We start from the raw sequence: 19,131 nt of genomic DNA, 5'->3' as shown, positions 1-19,131 counted from the left end.
GAGTCTCTTCCGCGTCGCCGCCCCAGTACACCGGAGGCTGCTGCGGGTGATCCGAACGGTGACCCTGGTCCCCCGGGGCGGCACCCGGCGCACCCTGGTGAGCGGCCTGGCCGCCCGGGTGGCCGGGCTGCCCCGGGAAGGGATGTGCCTGGGCCGGTGCATCCGGAACGGGCTGGCCCTGGACCGGCGGAGCCGGGAGGGGCTGGCCCTGGACCGGCGCCGGATGCTCGCCGTACCCCGGCGCCGGATGGGCCGGCGGCCGGGGTGCCTGCGGCTGCGGCGCCGGGCGGTAGGGCTGGAACTGCTGGTCGGACGGGCCCCAGTAGCCAGGGGCGTCAGGGGCGTCGTTCATCAGACCTCGAGCAGCTCGGCTTCCTTGTGCTTCAGCAGCTCGTCGACCATGGCCACGTACTTGGCCGTGGTGTCGTCGAGCTCCTTCTCGGCGCGGCGGCCGTCGTCCTCGCCGACCTCGCCGTCCTTGACCAGCTTGTCGATGGCGTCCTTGGCCTTGCGGCGCACCGAACGGATCGAGACCTTGGCGTCCTCGCCCTTGGTACGAGCGATCTTGATGAACTCGCGGCGGCGCTCCTCGGTCAGCTCGGGCAGCACCACCCGGATGATGGAACCGTCGTTCGACGGGTTGACGCCGAGGTCGGAGTCGCGGATCGCCTGCTCGATGGCCTTCAGAGCGGTCTTGTCGAACGGCGAGACGACCGCCATCCGGGGCTCCGGCACCGAGAACGAGGCCAGCTGGTTGATCGGCGTCACGGCGCCGTAGTACTCGGCCACGATCTTGGCGAACATCGCCGGGTGCGCACGGCCGGTGCGGATGGCCGCGAGGTCGTCCTTGGCGACCGAAACGGCCTTCTCCATCTTCTCCTCGGCCTCGAGGAGGGTCTCTTCGATCACTGTGATCTCCCTGTCCGGTTCATCTGCTGTTGTCCCGACCGGTGTCGGCATCGGGGCCGGTCGCGGCGGACGCCGGCCCGTACGGCTGGTTGCTGCTCAGGCCCGGACAGAATCCTGGCTGATGAGTGTGCCGATCTTCTCACTCTTCACCGCACGCGCGATATTGCCCTCCGCCAGCAGTTCGAAGACCAGCATCGGGAGGTTGTTGTCCTTGCACAGCGTGATCGCGGTGAGGTCGGCGACCTTGAGGTCGCGCGCGATGACCTCGGAGTACTCCAGCGCGTCGAACTTCACCGCGTCCGGGTTGGTCCGGGGGTCGGAGTCGTAGACGCCGTCCACGCCGTTCTTGCCCATCAGCAGGACGTCGGCGTGGATCTCCAGCGCGCGCTGGACGGCCGTGGTGTCGGTGGAGAAGTACGGCATGCCCATACCGGCGCCGAAGATCACCACACGGCCCTTCTCCAGGTGCCGGACGGCCCGCAGCGGCAGGTACGGCTCGGCGACCTGGCCCATGGTGATGGCGGTCTGGACCCGGGTCTCGATGCCTTCCTTGACCAGGAAGTCCTGCAGCGCCAGGCAGTTCATGACGGTGCCGAGCATGCCCATGTAGTCGGAGCGGGCCCGGTCCATGCCGCGGACCTGCAGCTCCGCGCCACGGAAGAAGTTGCCGCCGCCGATGACCACCGCGACCTCGGTACCGGCGCGGACGACCGTGGCGATCTCCCGGGCGATCGCGTGCACGACGTCCGGGTCGACGCCGAGCCCGCCGCCACCGGCGAAGGCTTCACCGGACAGCTTGAGCAGCACCCGGCGACGCGAGCCCGCCTTGGGGTCCTGCGCGGTCTCCTGCGTCTCCTGCATGGACTTCTCCTTTATTGCACCTGCTGGCTCACAGGCCTGGGTGTGCGGATACCCGGTCTGCGCGTACACGCGAGGAGGCCACTGCCGCGGGAACCGGTTCGGTGTCCTGCACGGCAATGGCCTCCTCGTCGTTCATGGTGCCGAAGCGGCCCGCCCATGGACGGTTGGCGCTGGGTGAGCCCGTTCGGCGATCCGCCCGCCCTGGTCAGCGGGCGGGGGCGGTTCCCAGCCTAAAGGGGCCGGGGACCAGGTGGAACGTGGCTCAGGCGCCGACGCGGAAGCGGGCGAAGCGCTTGAGGCTGACGCCGGCCTCCTCGAGGACCTTGGCGACGGTCTTCTTGTTGTCCTTCGCGAAGGCCTGCTCCAGGACGGAGTTCTCCTTCACGAAGCCGGTGACGCGACCCTCGACGATCTTCGGCAGGGCGGCCTCCGGCTTGCCCTCCTCGCGAGCGGTGGCCTCGGCGACGCGGCGCTCGTTCTCGAGGGCCTCGGCCGGGATCTCCTCGCGGGACAGGTACTTCGGCGCGAAGGCGGCGATGTGCTGCGCGACGTCCTTGGCGACCTCGGCGTTCTCCTTGTCCAGCTCGACCAGGACGCCGACGGCCGGCGGCAGGTCGGGGCTGGTCTTGTGCAGGTAGACCGCGACGAAGCCGTCACCGTCGAACTGGGCGAAGCGACGGAAGACGATCTTCTCGCCCAGGGTCGCGTTGGCCTCGTCCACGAACTGCTGGACGGTCTTGCCGGCCTCGATCTCGGAAGCCAGGGCGGCCTCCAGGTCGGCCGGGGCGCTCTTGGCGACGTGGGCGGCGATCGCGTCGGCGACCTCGACGAACTTCTCGCCCTTGGCGACGAAGTCGGTCTCGCAGTTCAGCTCGACCAGCACGCCGGACTTCTTGTCCTCGGCGATCAGCGCGGCGACGGCGCCGTTGGAGGCGTCACGGCCCTCGCGCTTGGCAACGCCCTTCTGGCCCTTGATGCGCAGGAGCTCGACGGCCTTCTCGACGTTGCCCTCGGCCTCGTCCAGGGCCTTCTTGCAGTCCATCATGCCGGCGCCGGTGAGCTCACGGAGCTTCTTGACGTCCGCGGCGGTGAAGTTCGCCATGGTGTGAATCTCTTCTCGCGTCTCGCGTGTCTGCGTGGGGATGCGCCGGGACCGATGGTTCGGCCCCGGCGCGGGAGAGAGGGGCACCCACCGGTGTCGTACCGGCGGGTGCCCCTCACCCTTGGTACGTCAGGCCTGCTCGGCCGGCGCCTCGGCGGCGGGAGCCTCGGCGGCGGGGGCCTCCTCGGCCTTCTTCTCGCCCTCGATGAGGTCCTTCTCCCAGTCGGCCAGCGGCTGGTCGGCGCCCGGCTCGGCCTTGGTGTCGCCCTTGGCGACACCGGCGCGGGCCTTCAGGCCCTCGGCCACGGCGTCGGCGATCACGCGGGTCAGCAGGGTGACGGAACGGATCGCGTCGTCGTTGCCCGGGATCTTGTAGTCGACCTCGTCCGGGTCGCAGTTGGTGTCGAGGATGGCGACGACCGGGATGTTGAGCTTCCGGGCCTCGCCGACCGCGATGTGCTCCTTCTTGGTGTCCACGATCCAGACGGCGCTGGGAACGCGCTGCATGTCGCGGATACCGCCGAGGGTCTTCTCCAGCTTGTCGTGCTCGCGCTGGAGGACCAGGAGCTCCTTCTTGGTGAGACCGGAGCCGGCCACGTCCGAGAAGTCCAGCTCGCCGAGCTCCTTGAGGCGCTGCAGGCGCTTGTAGACGGTCGAGAAGTTGGTCAGCATGCCGCCGAGCCAGCGCTGGTTCACGTAGGGCATGCCCACGCGGGTGGCCTGCTCGGCGATGGCCTCCTGGGCCTGCTTCTTCGTGCCGACGAAGAGGACGCTGCCGCCGTGGGCAACGGTCTCCTTGATGAACTCGAAGGCGCGGTCGATGTAGTTCAGCGACTGCAGCAGGTCGATGATGTAGATGCCGTTGCGCTCGGTGATGATGAAGCGCTTCATCTTCGGGTTCCAGCGACGGGTCTGGTGACCGAAGTGGACGCCGCTCTCCAGCAGCTCCCGCATCGTGACGACGGCCATGGCCGTTCTCCTCAGGTGTTACGGCCCGGCTGCGGCGGTCCTGCGGGGGTTTCCCGTTGGGCGGTCGCCTACGGCCGGGTCAGGCTCGGTTTGTCCGTGGCGGCCAGGTGACAGCCACGCCTGACGCCCCGATCGTGCCGAGCCGCTTCCACCCGCCCGGTCCGGAGACCGGTCGGGCTCGGCGGACCGAGCGGCACTCGCACCTGGCGGGGCTGCGGACAAGCCGCGTCCGACCGCCGGTGGCGGGGCGTGCGAAGTCGACCCGGTGGACCGGGCCGCGTGTGAAGTGTACGGGAAGCGCCGAGCGGCGAGCGACTTCGCGGGCGCCGGAGGGCCTGCGGACGGGCCGCGCCCCGGCGGCGGAAGGCCTGGGAGGAGCCGGGGAAACGGCTGCGGTGGGCGGCTCCGCGGCGGTCGGAGGACGGTGACCGACTGGTCGGCGGTCTGCCCGCTGACCGGCCCTGGTATGCCGTTTGTACACCGGATGGCGGCGTCCGTACACCCGTCCGGGGGATCGCGATCGGGTGCGGGGGCGGTTTGTCCACAGGTATCCGGAAGTGGGTGGTGCGGGGGGCGGGGCGCGGCCAGCCTCGGGGCATGACTGGGCGCAATGGGTTTCGACGGATGTGCACCGGGGTGGTGCTGGCGGTGGTGCTCGCCTTGGCGGGTGGTGTGGGGGTGCCGGGAGTAGGGACGCCGGGGGTTTGGGTGCCGCGAGTGGAGGTGCCGGGGGTGGGGGTGCCGGGGGCGCGGCGGGCGGAGTGGGCGGCGTGGGCGGCTGGCGGGGGAACCGGCGGCAGCGAGGCGCCGGGTACGGACGGCGGCCCGGGTGGTGGTTCCGGTCGGGGTCCGGCCCGGGCCTGGCCGGTGGGTGGCGGGCCGGGTGAGGTGCTGGGCCGGTTCGAGCCGCCGGCGAAGCCCTGGGCGGCCGGACACCGGGGTGTGGACCTCGCCGCCGCGCCCGGGGAGGAGGTACGGGCGGCGGCCGCCGGGATGATCGCGTTCTCCGGGCTGGTGGCGGGGCGACCGGTGGTGACCGTCGCCCATCCCGGCTCCGGGACTCCCCCGCTGCGCACCACCTACCTGCCCGTCACCGGCACCCTGCCGGTCGGCACCGCGGTCGCCGCCGGGCAGGTGATCGGGCGGCTCGCCCCGGACGGGCGGCATTGCGGCACGCGCACCTGCCTGCACTGGGGGCTGTTGCGCGGCGGCCGCTACCTCGATCCACTGGCCCTGCTCGGCGCGGGCCGGGCGCGCCTGCTGCCGCTGGGCGGCACCGGGCACGGGGACGCGGATGGGTAGGGAAGGTCGGACGGCGTGAACGGCATGGACGGGGGTCGCGGGTACGGGTCGAGCGGCCGGGCAGCCGTTCAGCCGCGGTCGAGGCCGTGCAGCGCCAAGGCGACGGCGGCGTCGGCGATCGCCTCGGCGGACTCGACCGGGCTGCCCCCGCGGCCCCCGGCGGCGAGTTGCTCGGCCCGGCGGACGGCAGCCTCCACGACCCCCTGCAGCAGTGCCGCGGCGAGCCGGGGCTGCTCGTGGCCGAGGTCCTCCAGCGCCTGGACGACCAGGCCGACGAGCCGGCCGTGCGCCGCCCGGATACGCTCGCGCGCGGCCTCGTCGAGTTCCACCGCCGAGATGGCCATGACCGCGCGGTGCCTGGAGTCCCCGGCCAGCGCCAGCTGTCCCCGGACGTACGCCTCGATCCGCTCGGCGGCAGTGTCGCAGCTCGCCACCCCGGCCTCGATCTCGGCCGCCCAGAGCGGGAAGTCCACCTCGCAGAGCGCCTCGACCACGGCGGCACGGGAGCGGAAGTACTCGTAGACCGAGGAGCGCGCCAGCCCGGTGCGGGCCGCGAGCGCGGGGAAGGTCAGTGCTTCCATGCCGCCCTCGGTGAGCAGGGTGCGGGCAGCGTCGAGGAGGGCTGCCCGTTGCAGTTGGCGATGCTCGGCCACCGTGGCCGCTCGGATCTTCGGCACGCTCCCACTGTACGGAGCCCTACCTGCGGCCGATACGGCGCCGCGCATTCGGGCCAGGGGGCGGGCCCGCCGGGCGACTCGGCGCCCGCTACCGGATGTCCGAGAGCTTGGCGCGCAGTTGGAGGACGGACTTGGTGTGGATCTGGCTCACCCGGCTCTCCGTCACCCCCAGCACCTGCCCGATCTCGGCGAGGGTGAGGCCCTCGTAGTAATAGAGCGTCACCACCGTCTTCTCCCGCTCGGGGAGGGTGTTGACAGCCTGGGCCAGCAGTCGGCGCAGCTCGCGGTCCTCGGCCACCTCGACCGGGTCGTCCGCGCCGTGGTCCTCCAGGGTGTCCATCAGGCTCAGTCGGTCGCCGCCTTCCCCCACCGGGTGCAGCAACTCGTCCAGGGCGACCACGTTGGCGAGCGACAGCTGGCTGAAGATCGCGTGCAGGTCCTCGATCGCGATGCCCATCTCGGCTGCGACCTCGGGCTCGTGCGGCGTCCGGCGCAGCCGGGCCTCCAACGTCGCGTAGGTCCGTTCGACGGCCTTCGCCTTCTGCCGCACCGACCGGGGGATCCAGTCCAGGGCGCGCAGCTCGTCGATGATCGCCCCGCGGATGCGGCTGATCGCGTAGGTCTCGAACTTGATGGCGCGGTTGATGTCGAACTTCTCGATCGCGTCGATCAGCCCGAAGACCCCGGAGGAGACGAAGTCGGCCTGCTCGACGTTGGAGGGCAGACCGACCCCAACCCGGCCCGCCACGTACTTGACGAGCGGTGAGTAGTGCAGGATCAGCTGCTCGCGCAGCCGCTGATCGCCGGATTCCTTGTACGAGCGCCAGAGCTCTTCGAGCGCACTGCGCCCCTGCGCGGCGGCCTCCCGGGCGTCCGCGCCCTCGCCGGCGCCTTCCGCGCGGGGGCGGGACGCGGGTGGGGAGGTGGCGTCCGGAGCGGGGGCGCTCGAAGGCAGCCGGGGGGCGCGCCCGACGGCCGCACCACCGGGCGCGTCCGCCTCGGCGACCGCTCCGACGACGGCGGCCGCCCCGGTGCCGCGCGCCGGCTCGATGCTGTGCGCCGGCCCGGTGCCTTGCGCCGGCTCGATACTGTGCGCCGACTCGATGCTGTGCGCCGGCCCGATGTCGTGCGCCGACTCGGCGTCGGGGGCTGACTCGGCGCCGAGGGCCGCGTCGGCGCTGGGAGCGGTGTCGGTCCCGTGGGCGGCATCGGCGTCCCTGGTCGTGTCCGCCGGCTGGCCTGGCACCACCGTCGGCCGGCCGCCCTGGCGCGACAGGCCTCCCATCGTCCCCGCCGACTTGGGCGGGAACTCGGTCACGGGGCGCCGCTCGGTCCGCGGCCCTCCCGAGGACCGGGCGCCACCGGTCACTCTGTGTCCGGGAATGTGTGTGGGCATACGTTGGTCTGCGCCGTTCTGCCGAGTCATGTGCTGATAGGGAAGGCATGTGGAGCGTAGCGTGACCAACTCGCTGCAAAGCGCTACCGCCACCCGGTCGTCCCTCGATCCGGTGGCCTTCGTCCAGCGGATCCGGCCACACGAGCGGAAGAACCGGATCAGCAGGTCAGCCGGACCGTCCCGGCTCCCCTCCCCTGGACGCACCCGTGTTCGTCCTCCTACGGGCACCTCCTCCGCACCACGCGCCAGTGCGCACCGTGTCGCTCCACGAAGCCGAGCGAGACCAACTCGTAGAGCCGCTGCAGGACTTCGTCCGGCGGGAGCCCGGACTGGCGGGCCAGTCGCTCGACCGGAGCGCCCTCCGCCGTGGCCGGCACGGCCTCCAGGACCCGGGCCACCGCCGGCTCCAACAGGTCCCGCGGCAGCACCGGGCCACTGCGCTGCGGGGCCAGGTCGTCCCCGATCGCGCCGACCAGCTCGGTGATCTCGGCCGCGTCGGTGACCAGGGTGGCGCCGCCGCTGCGGATCAGGGCGTGCACCCCGGCGGAGAGCTCCGAGGTGACCGGGCCGGCCACGCCCATGGTGTGGCGATTGAGGTCCCGCGCCCGTCTGGCCGTGCTCAGGGCTCCGCTGCGCAGGGCCGCCTCGACCACCACGGTGCCCCGGGTCAGCGCCGCGATGACCCGGTTGCGGAGGACGAAGCGGAAGCGGTTCGGATGCTCCCCGGGCGGGAGTTCGCTGACCAGCAGGCCCTGGACGCCGATCCGCCGGATCAGTTCGGCGTTCCCCTTCGGGTAGGCCACGTCGACCCCGCAGGCGAGCACGGCGACGGTCATCCCGCCGACGGCCAGCGCCCCGCGGTGGGCCGCCGCGTCGATCCCGTACGCGGCTCCGGACACCACGACCCAGCCGCGCTCGGCCAGTTGGGCCGAGAGCTCACCCGCGACATGGGCGCCGTAGGCCGTGCAGGCCCGCGAGCCCACCACCGCCACCGAGCGGAGGGCGAGCAGCCGCAGCGAACCGGTGCCGCTGGTCCACAGCCCGATCGGGCGTCCGTCGCCCAGGTCGTCCAGTTGACTGGGCCATTCCGTGTCCCCCGGAATGATGAAGCGTCCACCCGCGTCCCGTACCCGTTTCAGGTCGTCTGCCGGGGCGAGACCCGGGAGCCGCGCCTGGTAGGCGGCCAGCCGGGCGGAGTCCAACCCCGGGTGGTCGGGGACGGTGCCCTCCCGGATCGCCCGGACCACCTCCACGGCGGATAGTTGGCCGAGCCAGCGGCCGACCACCGCGTCGCCCGGTTCGCTGAGCCGGTTGAGCAGGACGCGGGCGAGGCGCTCCGGTTCGGGCGCGTCCGGTGGACCGGCTGCGCCCGCGTGGGGTGTCCGGGGATCCTGGGGATTCTGGAATGTCTGGGGGTCCTGGGGTGTCCGGGGTACCTGGGGGTGCCCCAACAGCTGGTTCATGCAGCCTCCTCGTCGTTCGCCGCGGGCTCCGTCCGCGCACCGGGCCAGTCGTCGTCCGGGCCGCTCCTGCGCTGGGCTGGGATGGTCCCGAGTTGACCGCGGGGGCGCTCGGGCAGCGGAAGTCCCTGCTCGACGCCGGTGCGCAGGACCAGGGCGGTGCGCACGTCCCGTTGGTCCGGCCGGTCGCGGCCGGCCAGATCGGCGACCGTCCAGGCGACCCGGAGCACCCGGTCCAGGCCGCGGGCGGTCAGCAGTCCGCGTTCCAACTGGCGCGCGACGTCGTTGAGCGCGCCGGCCGCGAGCTGCCAGCGGGTGCGCAGTTCGTGGCCGGGCACCTCCGCATTGGTCCGCCAGGGGGTGTCCTCCAGCCGGGCCGCCGCCCGTTCCCGTGCCGCCAGCACCCGGGCCGCGACGGTCTCGGTGCTCTCCGCCGTGGCGTCCCGCTCCATCAGCTCGATCCTGGTCACCGGGGCGACCTGGACCTGGAGGTCGACCCGGTCCAACAGCGGCCCGGAGAGCCGCCCCTGGTACCGGCTGACCATGGCCGGGGTGCACTCGCAGCCCTCGCCCCGCCGTGAGTACCGGCCGCACGGACAGGGGTTCGCGGCCAGGCAGAGCAGGAACCGGGCCGGGAGCCGGAGCGATCCGGCCGAACGGGCGATCACCACCTCGCCCGACTCCAGCGGCTGGCGCAGCGCGTCGAGCACCCGCACGGGGAACTCCGGCGCCTCGTCCAGGAAGAGCACGCCCCGGTGGGCGAGGGACACCGCCCCCGGTCTCGGCAGACCGCTGCCGCCACCGACGATCGCGGGCATCGTGGTGGAGTGGTGCGGGGCGCAGTAGGGCGCGGTGTCGATCAGCGGGCGCCCGACCGGGAGCAGGCCCGCCACCGAGTGGACGGCGGTGACCTCCAGCGCCTCCTTCTGGGTCAGCGGCGGGAGCAGCGAGGGCAGCCGCTCCGCCAGCATCGTCTTGCCCGCGCCCGGTGGCCCCTTGAGGTAGAGGTGGTGCCCTCCGGCGGCGGCGATCTCCAGGGCTCGCCGGGCCTCGTACTGACCGGCCACGTCGGCCATGTCGAGGCGCAGTGCCCGGTCGTCGGGCAGGCCCCGGACGCCCGCGCTGGGCAACATCAGGCCAGCCATCAGCGGATCGGGCCGGCCGCCGATCGGGTCGGTCGGCTCCTCCGGCTCGGCCGCCCCGGTCAGGATGGCGACGAGCTGGCGCAGGCTGCGGACCCCGATCACCGTCACCCCGGGAACGAGCGCGGCCTCGGGCGCCGTCTGCTCGGCGACCACGACGCGTTCGTACCCGGCGTCGGCGGCGGCCAGCACCGACGGCAGCACCCCGCGGACGGGCCGCACCCGGCCGTCCAGCCCCAGCTCGCCGATGAGCAGCAGGTCCGCGATGGAGGACGGGTCGAGCCGCTCGGCGGCGGCCAGCACGGCGCAGGCCACCGCGAGGTCGAAGCCGCTGCCGCTCTTCGGCACCGAGGCGGGGCTGAGGCCGACGGTCAGCTTGCGCTGCGGCCAGGCCTCCCCGCTGTTGCAGACTGCGGCGCGGACCCGGTCGCGGGCCTCGGTGAGCGCCTTGTCGGGCAGGCCGACCAGGGTGAACGCGGCCACCCCGGGCTCCAGATCGGCCTGGACCTCGACGATCACTCCGTCGACGCCCACCAGCGCGACGGAACAGGTACGGGCGAAGGCCATCTCAGACCACCCCCCGGAGGTGCTCGACCAGGGCCGCACCCCGCGCCCGGTTGACCACCGCGACCAGATCGATCCGCACCCCTCCCGGTGGGGCGGGCGGCCACTGCGGATCGGACGGCCCGGGGTCGTACCCGGGCCCGGCCAGCCGGGCGAAGTGCCCGGGCCAGCGTTCGGCCAGCCAGCGCTCGGCGAGCCGCCGCAGCCGGGCGGCCTTGGCCCGGTCGATGGCCTCGCTGGGCTGTTGGAAGCCCCGCTCGGAGCGGGTCTTCACCTCGCAGACGGCGATGGTGTCGCCGTCGAGGGCGACGATGTCCAGCTCGCCCTCGGCGCAGCGCCAGTTGCGGTCCAGGATGCGGAGGCCGGCCTCCGCGAGGTGGCGGGCGGCGACCCGCTCCCCGTAGCGGCCGAGCCCGTTCCTGGTGCCGCGGTCCGGCTCCGCCCCGCCGTCCGCCCCGGTTGCGGCCGCGTTCGGCACGGCCTGGTCCTGCACGATGGTGTTCTGCATGGTGACCACCTCCGCCGAGGAGGCTGCACCACCGTGCGCACCAGAGCCGGGAAATTCCGTTTCCCTGTGGATAACCCGGGCCTGTGGATAACTCTTGTCACCCGCAGGAGTGAGAAGCGCTCGTCACGCGAAATTCGGCTGGACAACGCGGGACGAAGTCGTCCAACGTCAGTTCCCGAAGCCGGACTCGTCCGAGGGCAGCTCCAGATCGCTCTTCGCGAGTTCCTCGACGTTCACGTCCTTGAAGGTCAGCACCCGGACCTTACGGACGAACCGGGCCGGCCGGTACATGTCCCAGACCCACGCATCCGCCATCGAAACCTCGAAGAACACCTCGCCCTGCACCGAGTGCACCTGCAGCTCGTAGTCATTGGTGAGGTAGAACCGTCGCTCGGTCTCGATCACGTACTTGAACAGGCCGACGACGTCCCGGTACTCCCGGTAGAGCTTGAGCTCCATCTCGGTCTCGTACTTCTCGAGATCTTCGGCACTCATCCAGGCGTCCCCTCAACTTGTCACGTCCACCCATTGTGGACCACCGCACCCACGCTCAGAGCCGTACCGGATCGACCGGCGGGCCCTCTGCCAGCAGTCGCCCCAGCAAGTCGGCCAATCCGGCCGGATAGACCGTCTCGGCGGTGCCCCGCAATTCCTCGACCGTCCACCAGCGCGCCCCGAGCAGCCGCGCGTGCTCGTCCTCGCCAACGCCCGAGTGATCCAGAACCGTCTCCGTGGTCCGGGCCAGGTGGAACCACTGCTCCTGCTCGTAGCGCTGTCCCTGAAAGGAGAACGACACCGTGCCGTACGCCACCAAGGGCCCCAGGTCCACACCCCGCAAGCCGGTCTCCTCCACGAGCTCCCGCTCGGCCGCCTCGCGCACGTCCTCCCCCGGCTCCAAGCCGCCCCCGGGCGTGAACCACCACGTCTCGCCGGGCACCGCCGGGTCGGCGCCCAGGAAGAGGAGGATGCGGTCCAGCCCGTCCAGCAGCAGGATCCGTGCGGCCCTGCGACGCTGTGCCGTCATGGCAGCGCTCCACGCTCCTTCCGTTCGCAACGGTGGCGCTACCGATCCTGCCACCCGGCGCGTCCGTCCGGGGCGATGTTCTGCAGAGCGGCCCCGCCGCCGACGGCCCGCGGAGCAGCCCGGCCCCCGACGGCCGCGCTCAGGAGCTGCGCCCCCGGCGGAGCCGGCGCGCCAAGCCCGCCACCCCGCCCACCGCCGATGTCACGACGATCAGCGCCGCGCCCGCAACACTCGCGTAGGCGGCCGGCTCCAGCGGCCCGGGCTCGGCGGCCTTCGGGCCCGCGAAGCCGTCGAAGGCCGTGGTCCGGTCCAGCACGCCGGTCCGGCCGAAGGGCAGCAGGGTGGCCTCGACCCTGGCCTCGACGGCGGTGGCCGGGACGGTCCCGCCGTCGGCCTCCAGGTGGGTGCGGGAGTCGAGCGAGCCGACCCGGTTGTCGCCGAGCAGGAACAGCCGCCCCTGCGGCACCGTCACGCTGAACGACTCGCCCTGGCGGCCGTCCGTCGCGAGGTACGGCTCGTCCACCGGCTGTCCGTTGACCACCAGCCGGTGGTCGTCGGCGGTGGTGGCGACGGTGTCACCGCCGACCGCGACCACCCGCTTGACCATGAGCTCCCCGCCCCAGGCCTGCTCCCGGAAGACGACCACGTCGCCCCGGCCGATGGTGCCGCCGTCGGTCTTGCGGGCAAGCACGGTGTCGCCGATCTGGAGCGTCGGGTGCATCGAGGCGGTGGGGATCTTGTACGGCCGGTAGTCGACCGCGATGAGGGCGAAGCCGCCGATCATCAGCAACAGCCCGAGCGCGAGCGCGACGCCCTGCAGCACCGCGGCGGGTCGGCGGCCCGGCCGGGCGGGCGCGTCCGGGCGGTCGGCCGACTGTTCCACGACATTGCTCATCGACACCGTCCACCTCTGGCCGACCGGAGAACACCACTGGCACGCCAGTGGCTCGGGCGCGAACGCCGGCGGGCCGTGGCACGTCCGAGCAGATTACTCGTCGGTACCACGGCCCGCGCAAGAGTCGGGGACGACCCGGTGGAGCTCAGGACTCCTTCCGGCGGTCCGTCCGGGCCCGCACCCGACGCACCAGCGGAAGCAGGGCGACGGCACCCACCGCGCCGGCCACCGGAGGCGCGACCGGCAAGGCCCCCGCCAGGCCCGTCTGGTCGAAGGTGTCCGGCACCGGGAGCGTGGACCAGTGGCTGACCGGCCAGGCCACCACGAAGGCCCGCCCGATCACGTTGTCCACCGGCACGGCCCCACCGCCCGGCTGGTCCATGTGGAAACGGGAGTCCAGCGAGTCGGCGCGGTGGTCGCCCATCACCCAGATCCGGCCGTTCGGCACCTTCACCGGACCGAAGGGCTGAGTGCCGCAGGGCGTGTTGCCCGGGTAGATGTACGGCTCGTCGAGCGCGACGCCGTTGACCTTGACCGGCCCGTCGTCCTTGCACTCGACGGTGTCACCGCCGACCGCGATGACCCTCTTGATCAGGTCCTTCTCGTTGGCGGAGGGCATCAGACCGACGAAGCTGAGCACGTCCTGCACCCCGCGGACGAAGGAGTTGCTGCTCTGCTGGATCGGCTCGTCGTTCAGCCAGCCACCCGGGTCGTGGAACACCACGACGTCACCACGCTCGGGTTCGGATCCGAACCAGGGGGTCAGCTTGTCCACCAGGACACGGTCACCGACCTGCAGCGTGTTCTGCATCGACTCAGACGGAATGGAGAACGCCTGGACGAAGAAGGTCTTGATCACGAGCGCGAGGATCAGCGCGATGCCGATCAGGATCGGCAGCTCCTTCAGGAAGGACCGCTGCTTGTGCGGTTTGGCCGGAGCCTCCGCATCAGACCCGTCCGCGTGCTCGCCCTCCGGCCGCCCGGGCTCCGAAGGGCCGTCCGCCCCGGTGCCGTGCTCGTCGGCGGTCTGGGCTGCCGCGTCCTCGACCGCGGCTGACGGCGCCGAGGACTCGGCGGACCGGGTCACCCGGCCACCAGGGCCCTCGGGTTCCCCGGCGCCAGAGCGGGCACCGATCACCAAATCCCCCACAACGTCTCCTCCCTGCTGTGCGGACGCCCGCGCGCCCGCGCTCAGAGTGCCGCACAGCGGGCACCACGCTCGCCACGACCGTGAACGCATCAGGGCTGCCCACAGCGGGCTCCCCTGACACCAACCCGGCCTCGACGCACGGCCGGGACCACTCCCGGCCGCACCTGCACTTCTCTATCACTCCAGGGCATCCGGCTCGCGGTTCCACACGCGCTGTCCGGCCGTCCAACGGCCGGAGCGGCTCACTTCGGAGGCCGACCCGGCCGGCGAAAGACGAACGGAAGGATGCCCAACACACCCATAACGAGCGGAGGTTCTGTTGGAACCGGCCCAACGCCCATCGATTCCGGCACAGTTCCGCCGAGCCGCGAGCTCGCGGCAAGAGAGGAGAGTGAACTCGGTTCATCGAGTTGATGGAAGCGGCCGAGCGGCCAGGCGATCACGAACGCACGACCGACCACGTCGCTCAGCGGGACGGTGCCCTGCCCCGGGTTGCCCATGTGGAATCGGGAGTCGGCGGAGACGTCCCGGTGGTCCCCCATGACCCACAGGCGCCCCTTCGGCACCGTCACCTTGAACGACTGCCGGGACGGCGGATTGCCCGGTGCGAGGTACGGCTCCTCCACCGCGCGGCCGTTGACGGTGAGCCGTCCCTGCGGGTCGCAACACTCGACGGTGTCCCCGCCGACACCGATCACGCGCTTGATCAGGTCCCGCTCGTTGTCGGACGGCAACAGCCCGACGAAGGTCAGTACCTGCTTGGTCCCGCCCAGGACCGGACCGTCGTCGGAAGGCTTGCGATCGTTCTCGAGCCAGCCGCCCGGGTCCTTGAACACCACCACGTCGCCGCGTTGCGGCTCACTGCCGAACCAGGGGGTCAACTTGTCCACCAGCACCCGGTCCCCGACCTGGATGGTCTGTTCCATCGAGCCCGAGGGGATCACGAACACCTGGATCAGGAAGGTCTTCAGCACCAGCGCCACCAGCAGGGCCACCAGGATGATCATCGGGAACTCGCGCAGCAGCGAGCGCTTGCGCCGACGGGCCGCACGTCGGGCGCTGCGGCGGCGCTCGGCGCGGCCGCGGACCGGCGCCCCCTGCGCGACCGGATCGGCGGAACCGACGGCCTCGGCGGGATCGGCCCCGGTGCGGTCCGCCGCGCCCTCACCCGGCTCCGGGGCCGGGCGGTCGGCGACCCGCCCCCTACCTCTGGTCCCCATGACCACCTGTTCCCGTGACGGCGGTGAAGGCCGAGGGCCGGTCCAGGCTGGTCAGGCGCGAGAACGGGTAGACCACCCAGTCCGCCCGGCCGATCACCTTGTCCTCGGGCACGAAGCCGCCACCGGGCTCCCCGAGGTGGTCCCGCGAGTCCCGGGAGGCACTCCGGTGGTCACCCAGCACGAACAGCTCACCGGGCGGCACCACGATGTCGAAGGCCACCTCGGACGGCTGGTCACCCGGGTCCAGGTAGGAGGTCTCGTCCACCGGGACGCCGTTGACGGCGAGCGGCGCACCCGGGCCGGTGCTCCTCACCCGGTCGCCGGCGACCCCGACCACGCGCTTCACGTACACCGTGTCCCCGGCCGGAACCAGTCCGAGGTCCCGGCCGACCGAACGCAGACTGTCCCAGAACCCCGGCGGCGCGGCCGGCTCCGGGAGGAAGGAGCCCGTCCCGTCGAAGACCACGACGTCGCCCCGCTGGGGATGGCCGCCGAAGGCGTAGGCGAGCTGGTTGGCGATCAAGCGGTCACCGGGTTGCAGGGTGCTCTCCATCGAGCCGGAGGGCACCGTGAACGGTCGGGCGACGAACGCGTTCACCAGCAGCAGCGCCGCCAGGCAGATCCCGACCAACAACAGCAGATCCCGCGACCGCGAACGCCCGGGCTCCTCGTCCTCCGACTCGGACTGGTCCTCGCTCTGGTCCCGGTCCTGGTCGCGGCCCTCGTCCGCCGCCCCGGCCCGGCCCTCGGCCTGCTCCGCTGTCCGCTCCCGGTCCCGGTCCTGGTCCTGCTCCCGCCCCTGATCCCGGTCCAGGGACGGCTCCGGCCCGGAAACGACCGCGGACCGCGACAGCGAGTCCGCACCGGAGGGTGCGGGACTGCCGTCGCGGTCCGCGGGTGGTTCGTGCGTGTTCATCGGGCGCTGAGCTTACCTTGCGGCGGCTCGGCCCTTCAGAGCGCTCCGATCCCCTGGCGTGGCCGGGGGCCGGTGGATCAGCGGTCGCGCTTCTCCTTGATCTTCGCGGCCTTGCCGCGGAGGTCACGCAGGTAGTACAGCTTGGCGCGGCGAACCGCACCGCGGGTCACGACCTCGATCTTCTCGACGACCGGGGTGTGCACCGGGAAGGTGCGCTCCACGCCGACGTTGAAGCTGACCTTGCGGACGGTGAAGGTCTCACCGACGCCGGCGCCGTGGCGACGGATGACGACGCCCTGGAAGACCTGGACACGGGAGCGGTTGCCCTCGATGACCCGGACGTGAACCTTCAGGGTGTCACCGGCGCGGAAGGCCGGGATGTCGGTGCGCAGCGAGGCCGCGTCGACAGCAGCGAGCTTGTTGCTCATGTTGCTCTCCATCGCAGGCGCCACGGGCCGCCCACGGAAGTTCGTCACAATGGGGTCTGCTGCGGGCCGCATCGGCTGACGGCGATCCCCCCGTGGCGGGGGCGCCGGTCCACGTGATCCCTACGGAAGGGAACCAGCGACAGACAGCAGCCGCCTATTCTTCCACACCACCGGCCGCGGGCCGAAATCGGCCGAGTTCCTCGTCCCAGGCCAGGCCCAGGACGCTGAGCGCCGCCCGGTCCTTCTTGTCGAAGGCGCCGTACTGCCAGCGCTCGACCAGGTCGGGCCGGTTGGCCAGGGTGCGGGCGAAGGCCTGCTCCCGCCGCCAGCGGGCGATCTTGCCGTGGTTGCCGCTGAGCAGCACGTCCGGCACGGTCCGACCGCGCCATTCGGCGGGCTTGGTGTAGACCGGGCCCTCCAACAGGTCCGCCATCGCGCCGGGGGCGAAGGAGTCGTCCCGGTGGGACTCGGCGTTGCCGAGCACGCCGGGCAGCAGTCGGGCGATCGCCTCGACCATCACCAGCACCGCGACCTCGCCGCCGGCCAGCACGTAGTCGCCGATCGAGGCCTCGACCACCGGCATGCGGGTGGCCGCCTCCTCGATCACCCGGCGGTCGATGCCTTCGTACCGCGCGGGGGTGAACGCCAGCCAGGGGCGGCCGGCCAGCTCCTGGGCCAGCTCCTGGGTGAACGGGCGCCCGCTCGGGGTCGGCACGACCAGGGTCGGCACCTCGCCCGCGGGCCCGCCGGCCACCACCGCGTCCAGCGCCTCGCCCCACGGCTCGGCCTTCATCACCATGCCGGGGCCGCCGCCGTACGGACTGTCGTCCACCGTGCGGTGCACGTCGTGGGTCCATTCGCGCAGGTCGTGGAGGTGCACGTCGAGCTGGCCGCGAGCGCGGGCCTTGCCGACCAGCGAGATGTTCAGCGGTTCCAGGTACTCCGGGAAGATCGAGACGACGTCGATCCGCATACCGGACTGGACGCCCGGACCGGCACCCAGGCCGCCGGAGTCCTGCCCCGAGTCCTGCCCCGAGTTCTGTCCGGCGTCCTGCCCGGCACCCTGGGGGGTCTGCTCGACGGTCACTCCGACTCCTCCACCGCCTGCTCGACGACCTCGGCCTGCTCGGGGTCGATGAGCCCGGCCGGCGGGGTGATCACGGCCCGCTGGTTCTCCAGGTCGATGGTCGGCACGATCTGGGTGACGAAGGGCACCAGTACCTCGGTCCCGTCGGCCTTCTTCACCGTAAGCAGGTCCTGGTACGGCAGGTGGACCACCTCGGTCAGCTCGCCGACCGGGGTGCCGTCGAGCAGCACCACGTCGAGGCCGATCAGCTGGTGGTCGTAGTACTCCTCCGGGTCCTCCGGACGCTCGTCCGGGTCGACTTCGGAGATGAGCAGCGTGCCCCGCAGCGCCTCCGCCGCGTTGCGGTCCTTGACGCCGGCGAAGCGCAGCAGCAGCCGGCCGCTGTGCACCCGGCCGGACTCGACGGTCAGGGGCCCGGCCGAGGCCGGGTCGGTGAGCAGGACGGCACCGGGGCCGAGCCGGAGTTCCGGCTCGTCGGTGCGGACCTCGACACTGACGTCCCCCCTGATGCCGTGGGCGCGGCCGATCCTGCCGACGACGAGCTGCACGGTGATCGTTCTCCTGGAGTTGCTGAGCGAGAAGGCAGAGACAGTAAGCAGAGACAGCTAGCAAAAAAGGCCGACCGGGACGACATGCGTCCCGGTCGGCCTCAAGCCCGACGGCTGAACGAGCAGCTGCGTCAGCGAATGTTGTCCACGTCGACCAGGTCGACCCGGACGTTGCGACCGCCGAGGGCGCCGACCACGGTGCGCAGTGCGCGCGCCGTACGGCCGCCCCGGCCGATCACCTTGCCGAGGTCATCGGGGTGCACGCGCACCTCGATGGTGTTGCCCCGACGCAGGTTGCGCGAGCGCACCTGCACCTCGTCGGGGTGCTCGACGATGCCCTTCACCAGATGGTCGAGGGCGTCCTCGATCACGATCAGGCCTCGGCGGCGGCGTCGGCCTCAGCCTCGGCCTTGTCCGACTTCTTGGCCTTCGGGGTGATGGCGACACCGGTGGTGGCGTCCTCGAAGCCGGCGACGGCCTTGGCGAACAGGTGCGAGAAGTCCTCGACCTTCGGCTCGGCGACCTTCAGCGGCTCCGGAGCCGGCAGGCCCTTGAACTTCTGCCAGTCGCCGGTCAGCTTGAGGATGGCGAGGACCGGCTCGGTCGGCTGGGCGCCGACGGACAGCCAGTACTGGGCGCGGTCGCTGTCGACCTCGATCTTCGAGGGGTTGTAGGTCGGCTGGTAGATGCCGATCTCCTCGATCGCGCGACCGTCACGCTTGGTGCGGGCGTCGGCGACGACGATGCGGTAGTGCGGGGAGCGAATCTTGCCGAGACGCTTCAGCTTGATCTTGACTGCCACGGGAGTGGATTCTCCTGGTGTTGACGTGGGTGAGCAGCGTCGCCGTCCGCGTGGGGTTGCGGGGCGGGCCGTTCAAGGGACACGCCAGCCGTAGGAGAGAGGGGTCCTGCCCGGCTGCCGAGTACTCAGCTGTCCATTCTGCCATACCGGCGCGGACGCTCTTCACCCGGC

At 72.0% G+C, this 19,131-nt stretch carries 21 protein-coding genes; 1 reads left to right on the top strand and 20 read right to left on the bottom strand.

Features of this window, described 5'->3' with window-relative positions:
• Positions 1-351: 351 nt before the first annotated feature.
• The 4 genes from frr to rpsB form a co-directional block, all read right to left on the bottom strand.
• On the bottom strand, positions 352-909 hold the full coding sequence (gene frr, locus ACWCYO_RS21675) for a ribosome recycling factor (RefSeq protein WP_270143728.1): 558 nt from the start codon (positions 907-909) through the stop codon (positions 352-354).
• A gap of 96 nt (positions 910-1,005) precedes the next feature.
• A complete protein-coding gene (pyrH, locus tag ACWCYO_RS21670; RefSeq protein ID WP_030056790.1) occupies positions 1,006-1,770 on the bottom strand; it encodes a UMP kinase in 765 nt (254 codons plus the stop codon).
• A 262-nt stretch (positions 1,771-2,032) separates the two neighbouring features.
• Complete coding sequence (gene tsf / locus ACWCYO_RS21665; protein ID WP_270143732.1) at positions 2,033-2,872, bottom strand: translation elongation factor Ts; 840 nt, start codon at positions 2,870-2,872, stop codon at positions 2,033-2,035.
• A gap of 129 nt (positions 2,873-3,001) precedes the next feature.
• Positions 3,002-3,841, bottom strand: coding sequence for a 30S ribosomal protein S2 (rpsB, locus tag ACWCYO_RS21660; RefSeq protein WP_270143734.1), 840 nt, complete (start codon positions 3,839-3,841; stop codon positions 3,002-3,004).
• Positions 3,842-4,729: 888 nt separating this feature from the next.
• Between rpsB and ACWCYO_RS21655 the strand changes: the two genes are divergently transcribed.
• Positions 4,730-5,143 (top strand): M23 family metallopeptidase, encoded by a 414-nt coding sequence (locus tag ACWCYO_RS21655; protein ID WP_449785123.1) that lies wholly within the window; start codon positions 4,730-4,732, stop codon positions 5,141-5,143.
• A 68-nt stretch (positions 5,144-5,211) separates the two neighbouring features.
• On the opposite strand, the gene ACWCYO_RS21650 is transcribed toward ACWCYO_RS21655, so the two are convergent.
• From ACWCYO_RS21650 to rpsP, 16 genes are all read right to left on the bottom strand, one after another.
• The gene (locus tag ACWCYO_RS21650; protein ID WP_449785133.1) at positions 5,212-5,796 is read right to left on the bottom strand and encodes a TetR/AcrR family transcriptional regulator; all 585 of its coding nucleotides are present in this window, start codon (positions 5,794-5,796) and stop codon (positions 5,212-5,214) included.
• A gap of 112 nt (positions 5,797-5,908) precedes the next feature.
• Positions 5,909-6,775: an RNA polymerase sigma factor WhiG gene (gene whiG / locus ACWCYO_RS21645; RefSeq protein ID WP_449785132.1), complete on the bottom strand. Its 867-nt coding sequence runs from the start codon at positions 6,773-6,775 to the stop codon at positions 5,909-5,911.
• A gap of 659 nt (positions 6,776-7,434) precedes the next feature.
• Positions 7,435-8,679: a DNA-processing protein DprA gene (gene dprA, locus ACWCYO_RS21640; RefSeq protein ID WP_270143739.1), complete on the bottom strand. Its 1,245-nt coding sequence runs from the start codon at positions 8,677-8,679 to the stop codon at positions 7,435-7,437.
• Positions 8,676-10,385 carry a YifB family Mg chelatase-like AAA ATPase gene (locus ACWCYO_RS21635; protein ID WP_449785122.1) on the bottom strand — a complete coding sequence of 570 codons (1,710 nt, stop codon included), beginning with the start codon at positions 10,383-10,385 and terminating at the stop codon, positions 8,676-8,678. Before ACWCYO_RS21635 ends, dprA begins: the two co-directional genes overlap by 4 nt.
• A gap of 1 nt (position 10,386) precedes the next feature.
• Positions 10,387-10,890 (bottom strand): YraN family protein, encoded by a 504-nt coding sequence (locus ACWCYO_RS21630; protein WP_270143743.1) that lies wholly within the window; start codon positions 10,888-10,890, stop codon positions 10,387-10,389.
• 168 nt (positions 10,891-11,058) lie between these two features.
• On the bottom strand, positions 11,059-11,385 hold the full coding sequence (locus tag ACWCYO_RS21625; protein WP_449785121.1) for a DUF2469 domain-containing protein: 327 nt from the start codon (positions 11,383-11,385) through the stop codon (positions 11,059-11,061).
• Positions 11,386-11,440: 55 nt separating this feature from the next.
• Complete coding sequence (locus ACWCYO_RS21620; protein ID WP_449785120.1) at positions 11,441-11,914, bottom strand: NUDIX hydrolase; 474 nt, start codon at positions 11,912-11,914, stop codon at positions 11,441-11,443.
• Positions 11,915-12,053: 139 nt separating this feature from the next.
• Entirely contained in the window at positions 12,054-12,809 is a 756-nt protein-coding gene (gene lepB / locus ACWCYO_RS21615; protein ID WP_449785119.1) for a signal peptidase I, read from the bottom strand.
• 145 nt (positions 12,810-12,954) lie between these two features.
• Positions 12,955-13,959, bottom strand: coding sequence for a signal peptidase I (gene lepB, locus ACWCYO_RS21610; protein ID WP_270143754.1), 1,005 nt, complete (start codon positions 13,957-13,959; stop codon positions 12,955-12,957).
• 242 nt (positions 13,960-14,201) lie between these two features.
• Positions 14,202-14,966 (bottom strand): signal peptidase I, encoded by a 765-nt coding sequence (gene lepB / locus ACWCYO_RS21605; RefSeq protein WP_405000641.1) that lies wholly within the window; start codon positions 14,964-14,966, stop codon positions 14,202-14,204.
• A 196-nt stretch (positions 14,967-15,162) separates the two neighbouring features.
• Complete coding sequence (gene lepB / locus ACWCYO_RS21600) at positions 15,163-16,095, bottom strand: signal peptidase I (protein WP_270143756.1); 933 nt, start codon at positions 16,093-16,095, stop codon at positions 15,163-15,165.
• A gap of 77 nt (positions 16,096-16,172) precedes the next feature.
• The gene (gene rplS, locus ACWCYO_RS21595; protein ID WP_030243502.1) at positions 16,173-16,523 is read right to left on the bottom strand and encodes a 50S ribosomal protein L19; all 351 of its coding nucleotides are present in this window, start codon (positions 16,521-16,523) and stop codon (positions 16,173-16,175) included.
• 154 nt (positions 16,524-16,677) lie between these two features.
• Positions 16,678-17,496, bottom strand: coding sequence for a tRNA (guanosine(37)-N1)-methyltransferase TrmD (gene trmD, locus ACWCYO_RS21590; protein ID WP_449785131.1), 819 nt, complete (start codon positions 17,494-17,496; stop codon positions 16,678-16,680).
• Positions 17,497-17,606: 110 nt separating this feature from the next.
• Entirely contained in the window at positions 17,607-18,158 is a 552-nt protein-coding gene (rimM, locus tag ACWCYO_RS21585; protein WP_449785118.1) for a ribosome maturation factor RimM, read from the bottom strand.
• Between the two features lie 131 nt (positions 18,159-18,289).
• Positions 18,290-18,529, bottom strand: a complete 240-nt coding sequence (locus ACWCYO_RS21580; RefSeq protein ID WP_030056773.1) for an RNA-binding protein — start codon at positions 18,527-18,529, stop codon at positions 18,290-18,292.
• A 2-nt stretch (positions 18,530-18,531) separates the two neighbouring features.
• Entirely contained in the window at positions 18,532-18,960 is a 429-nt protein-coding gene (rpsP, locus tag ACWCYO_RS21575; protein ID WP_196946892.1) for a 30S ribosomal protein S16, read from the bottom strand.
• Between the last annotated feature and the right edge of the window lie 171 nt (positions 18,961-19,131).

The organism is Kitasatospora sp. NPDC001683 (genome assembly GCF_053596495.1).
The sequence above is the reverse complement of the archived record's forward strand: the minus strand, read 5'-3'. Positions and strand labels throughout refer to the sequence as shown.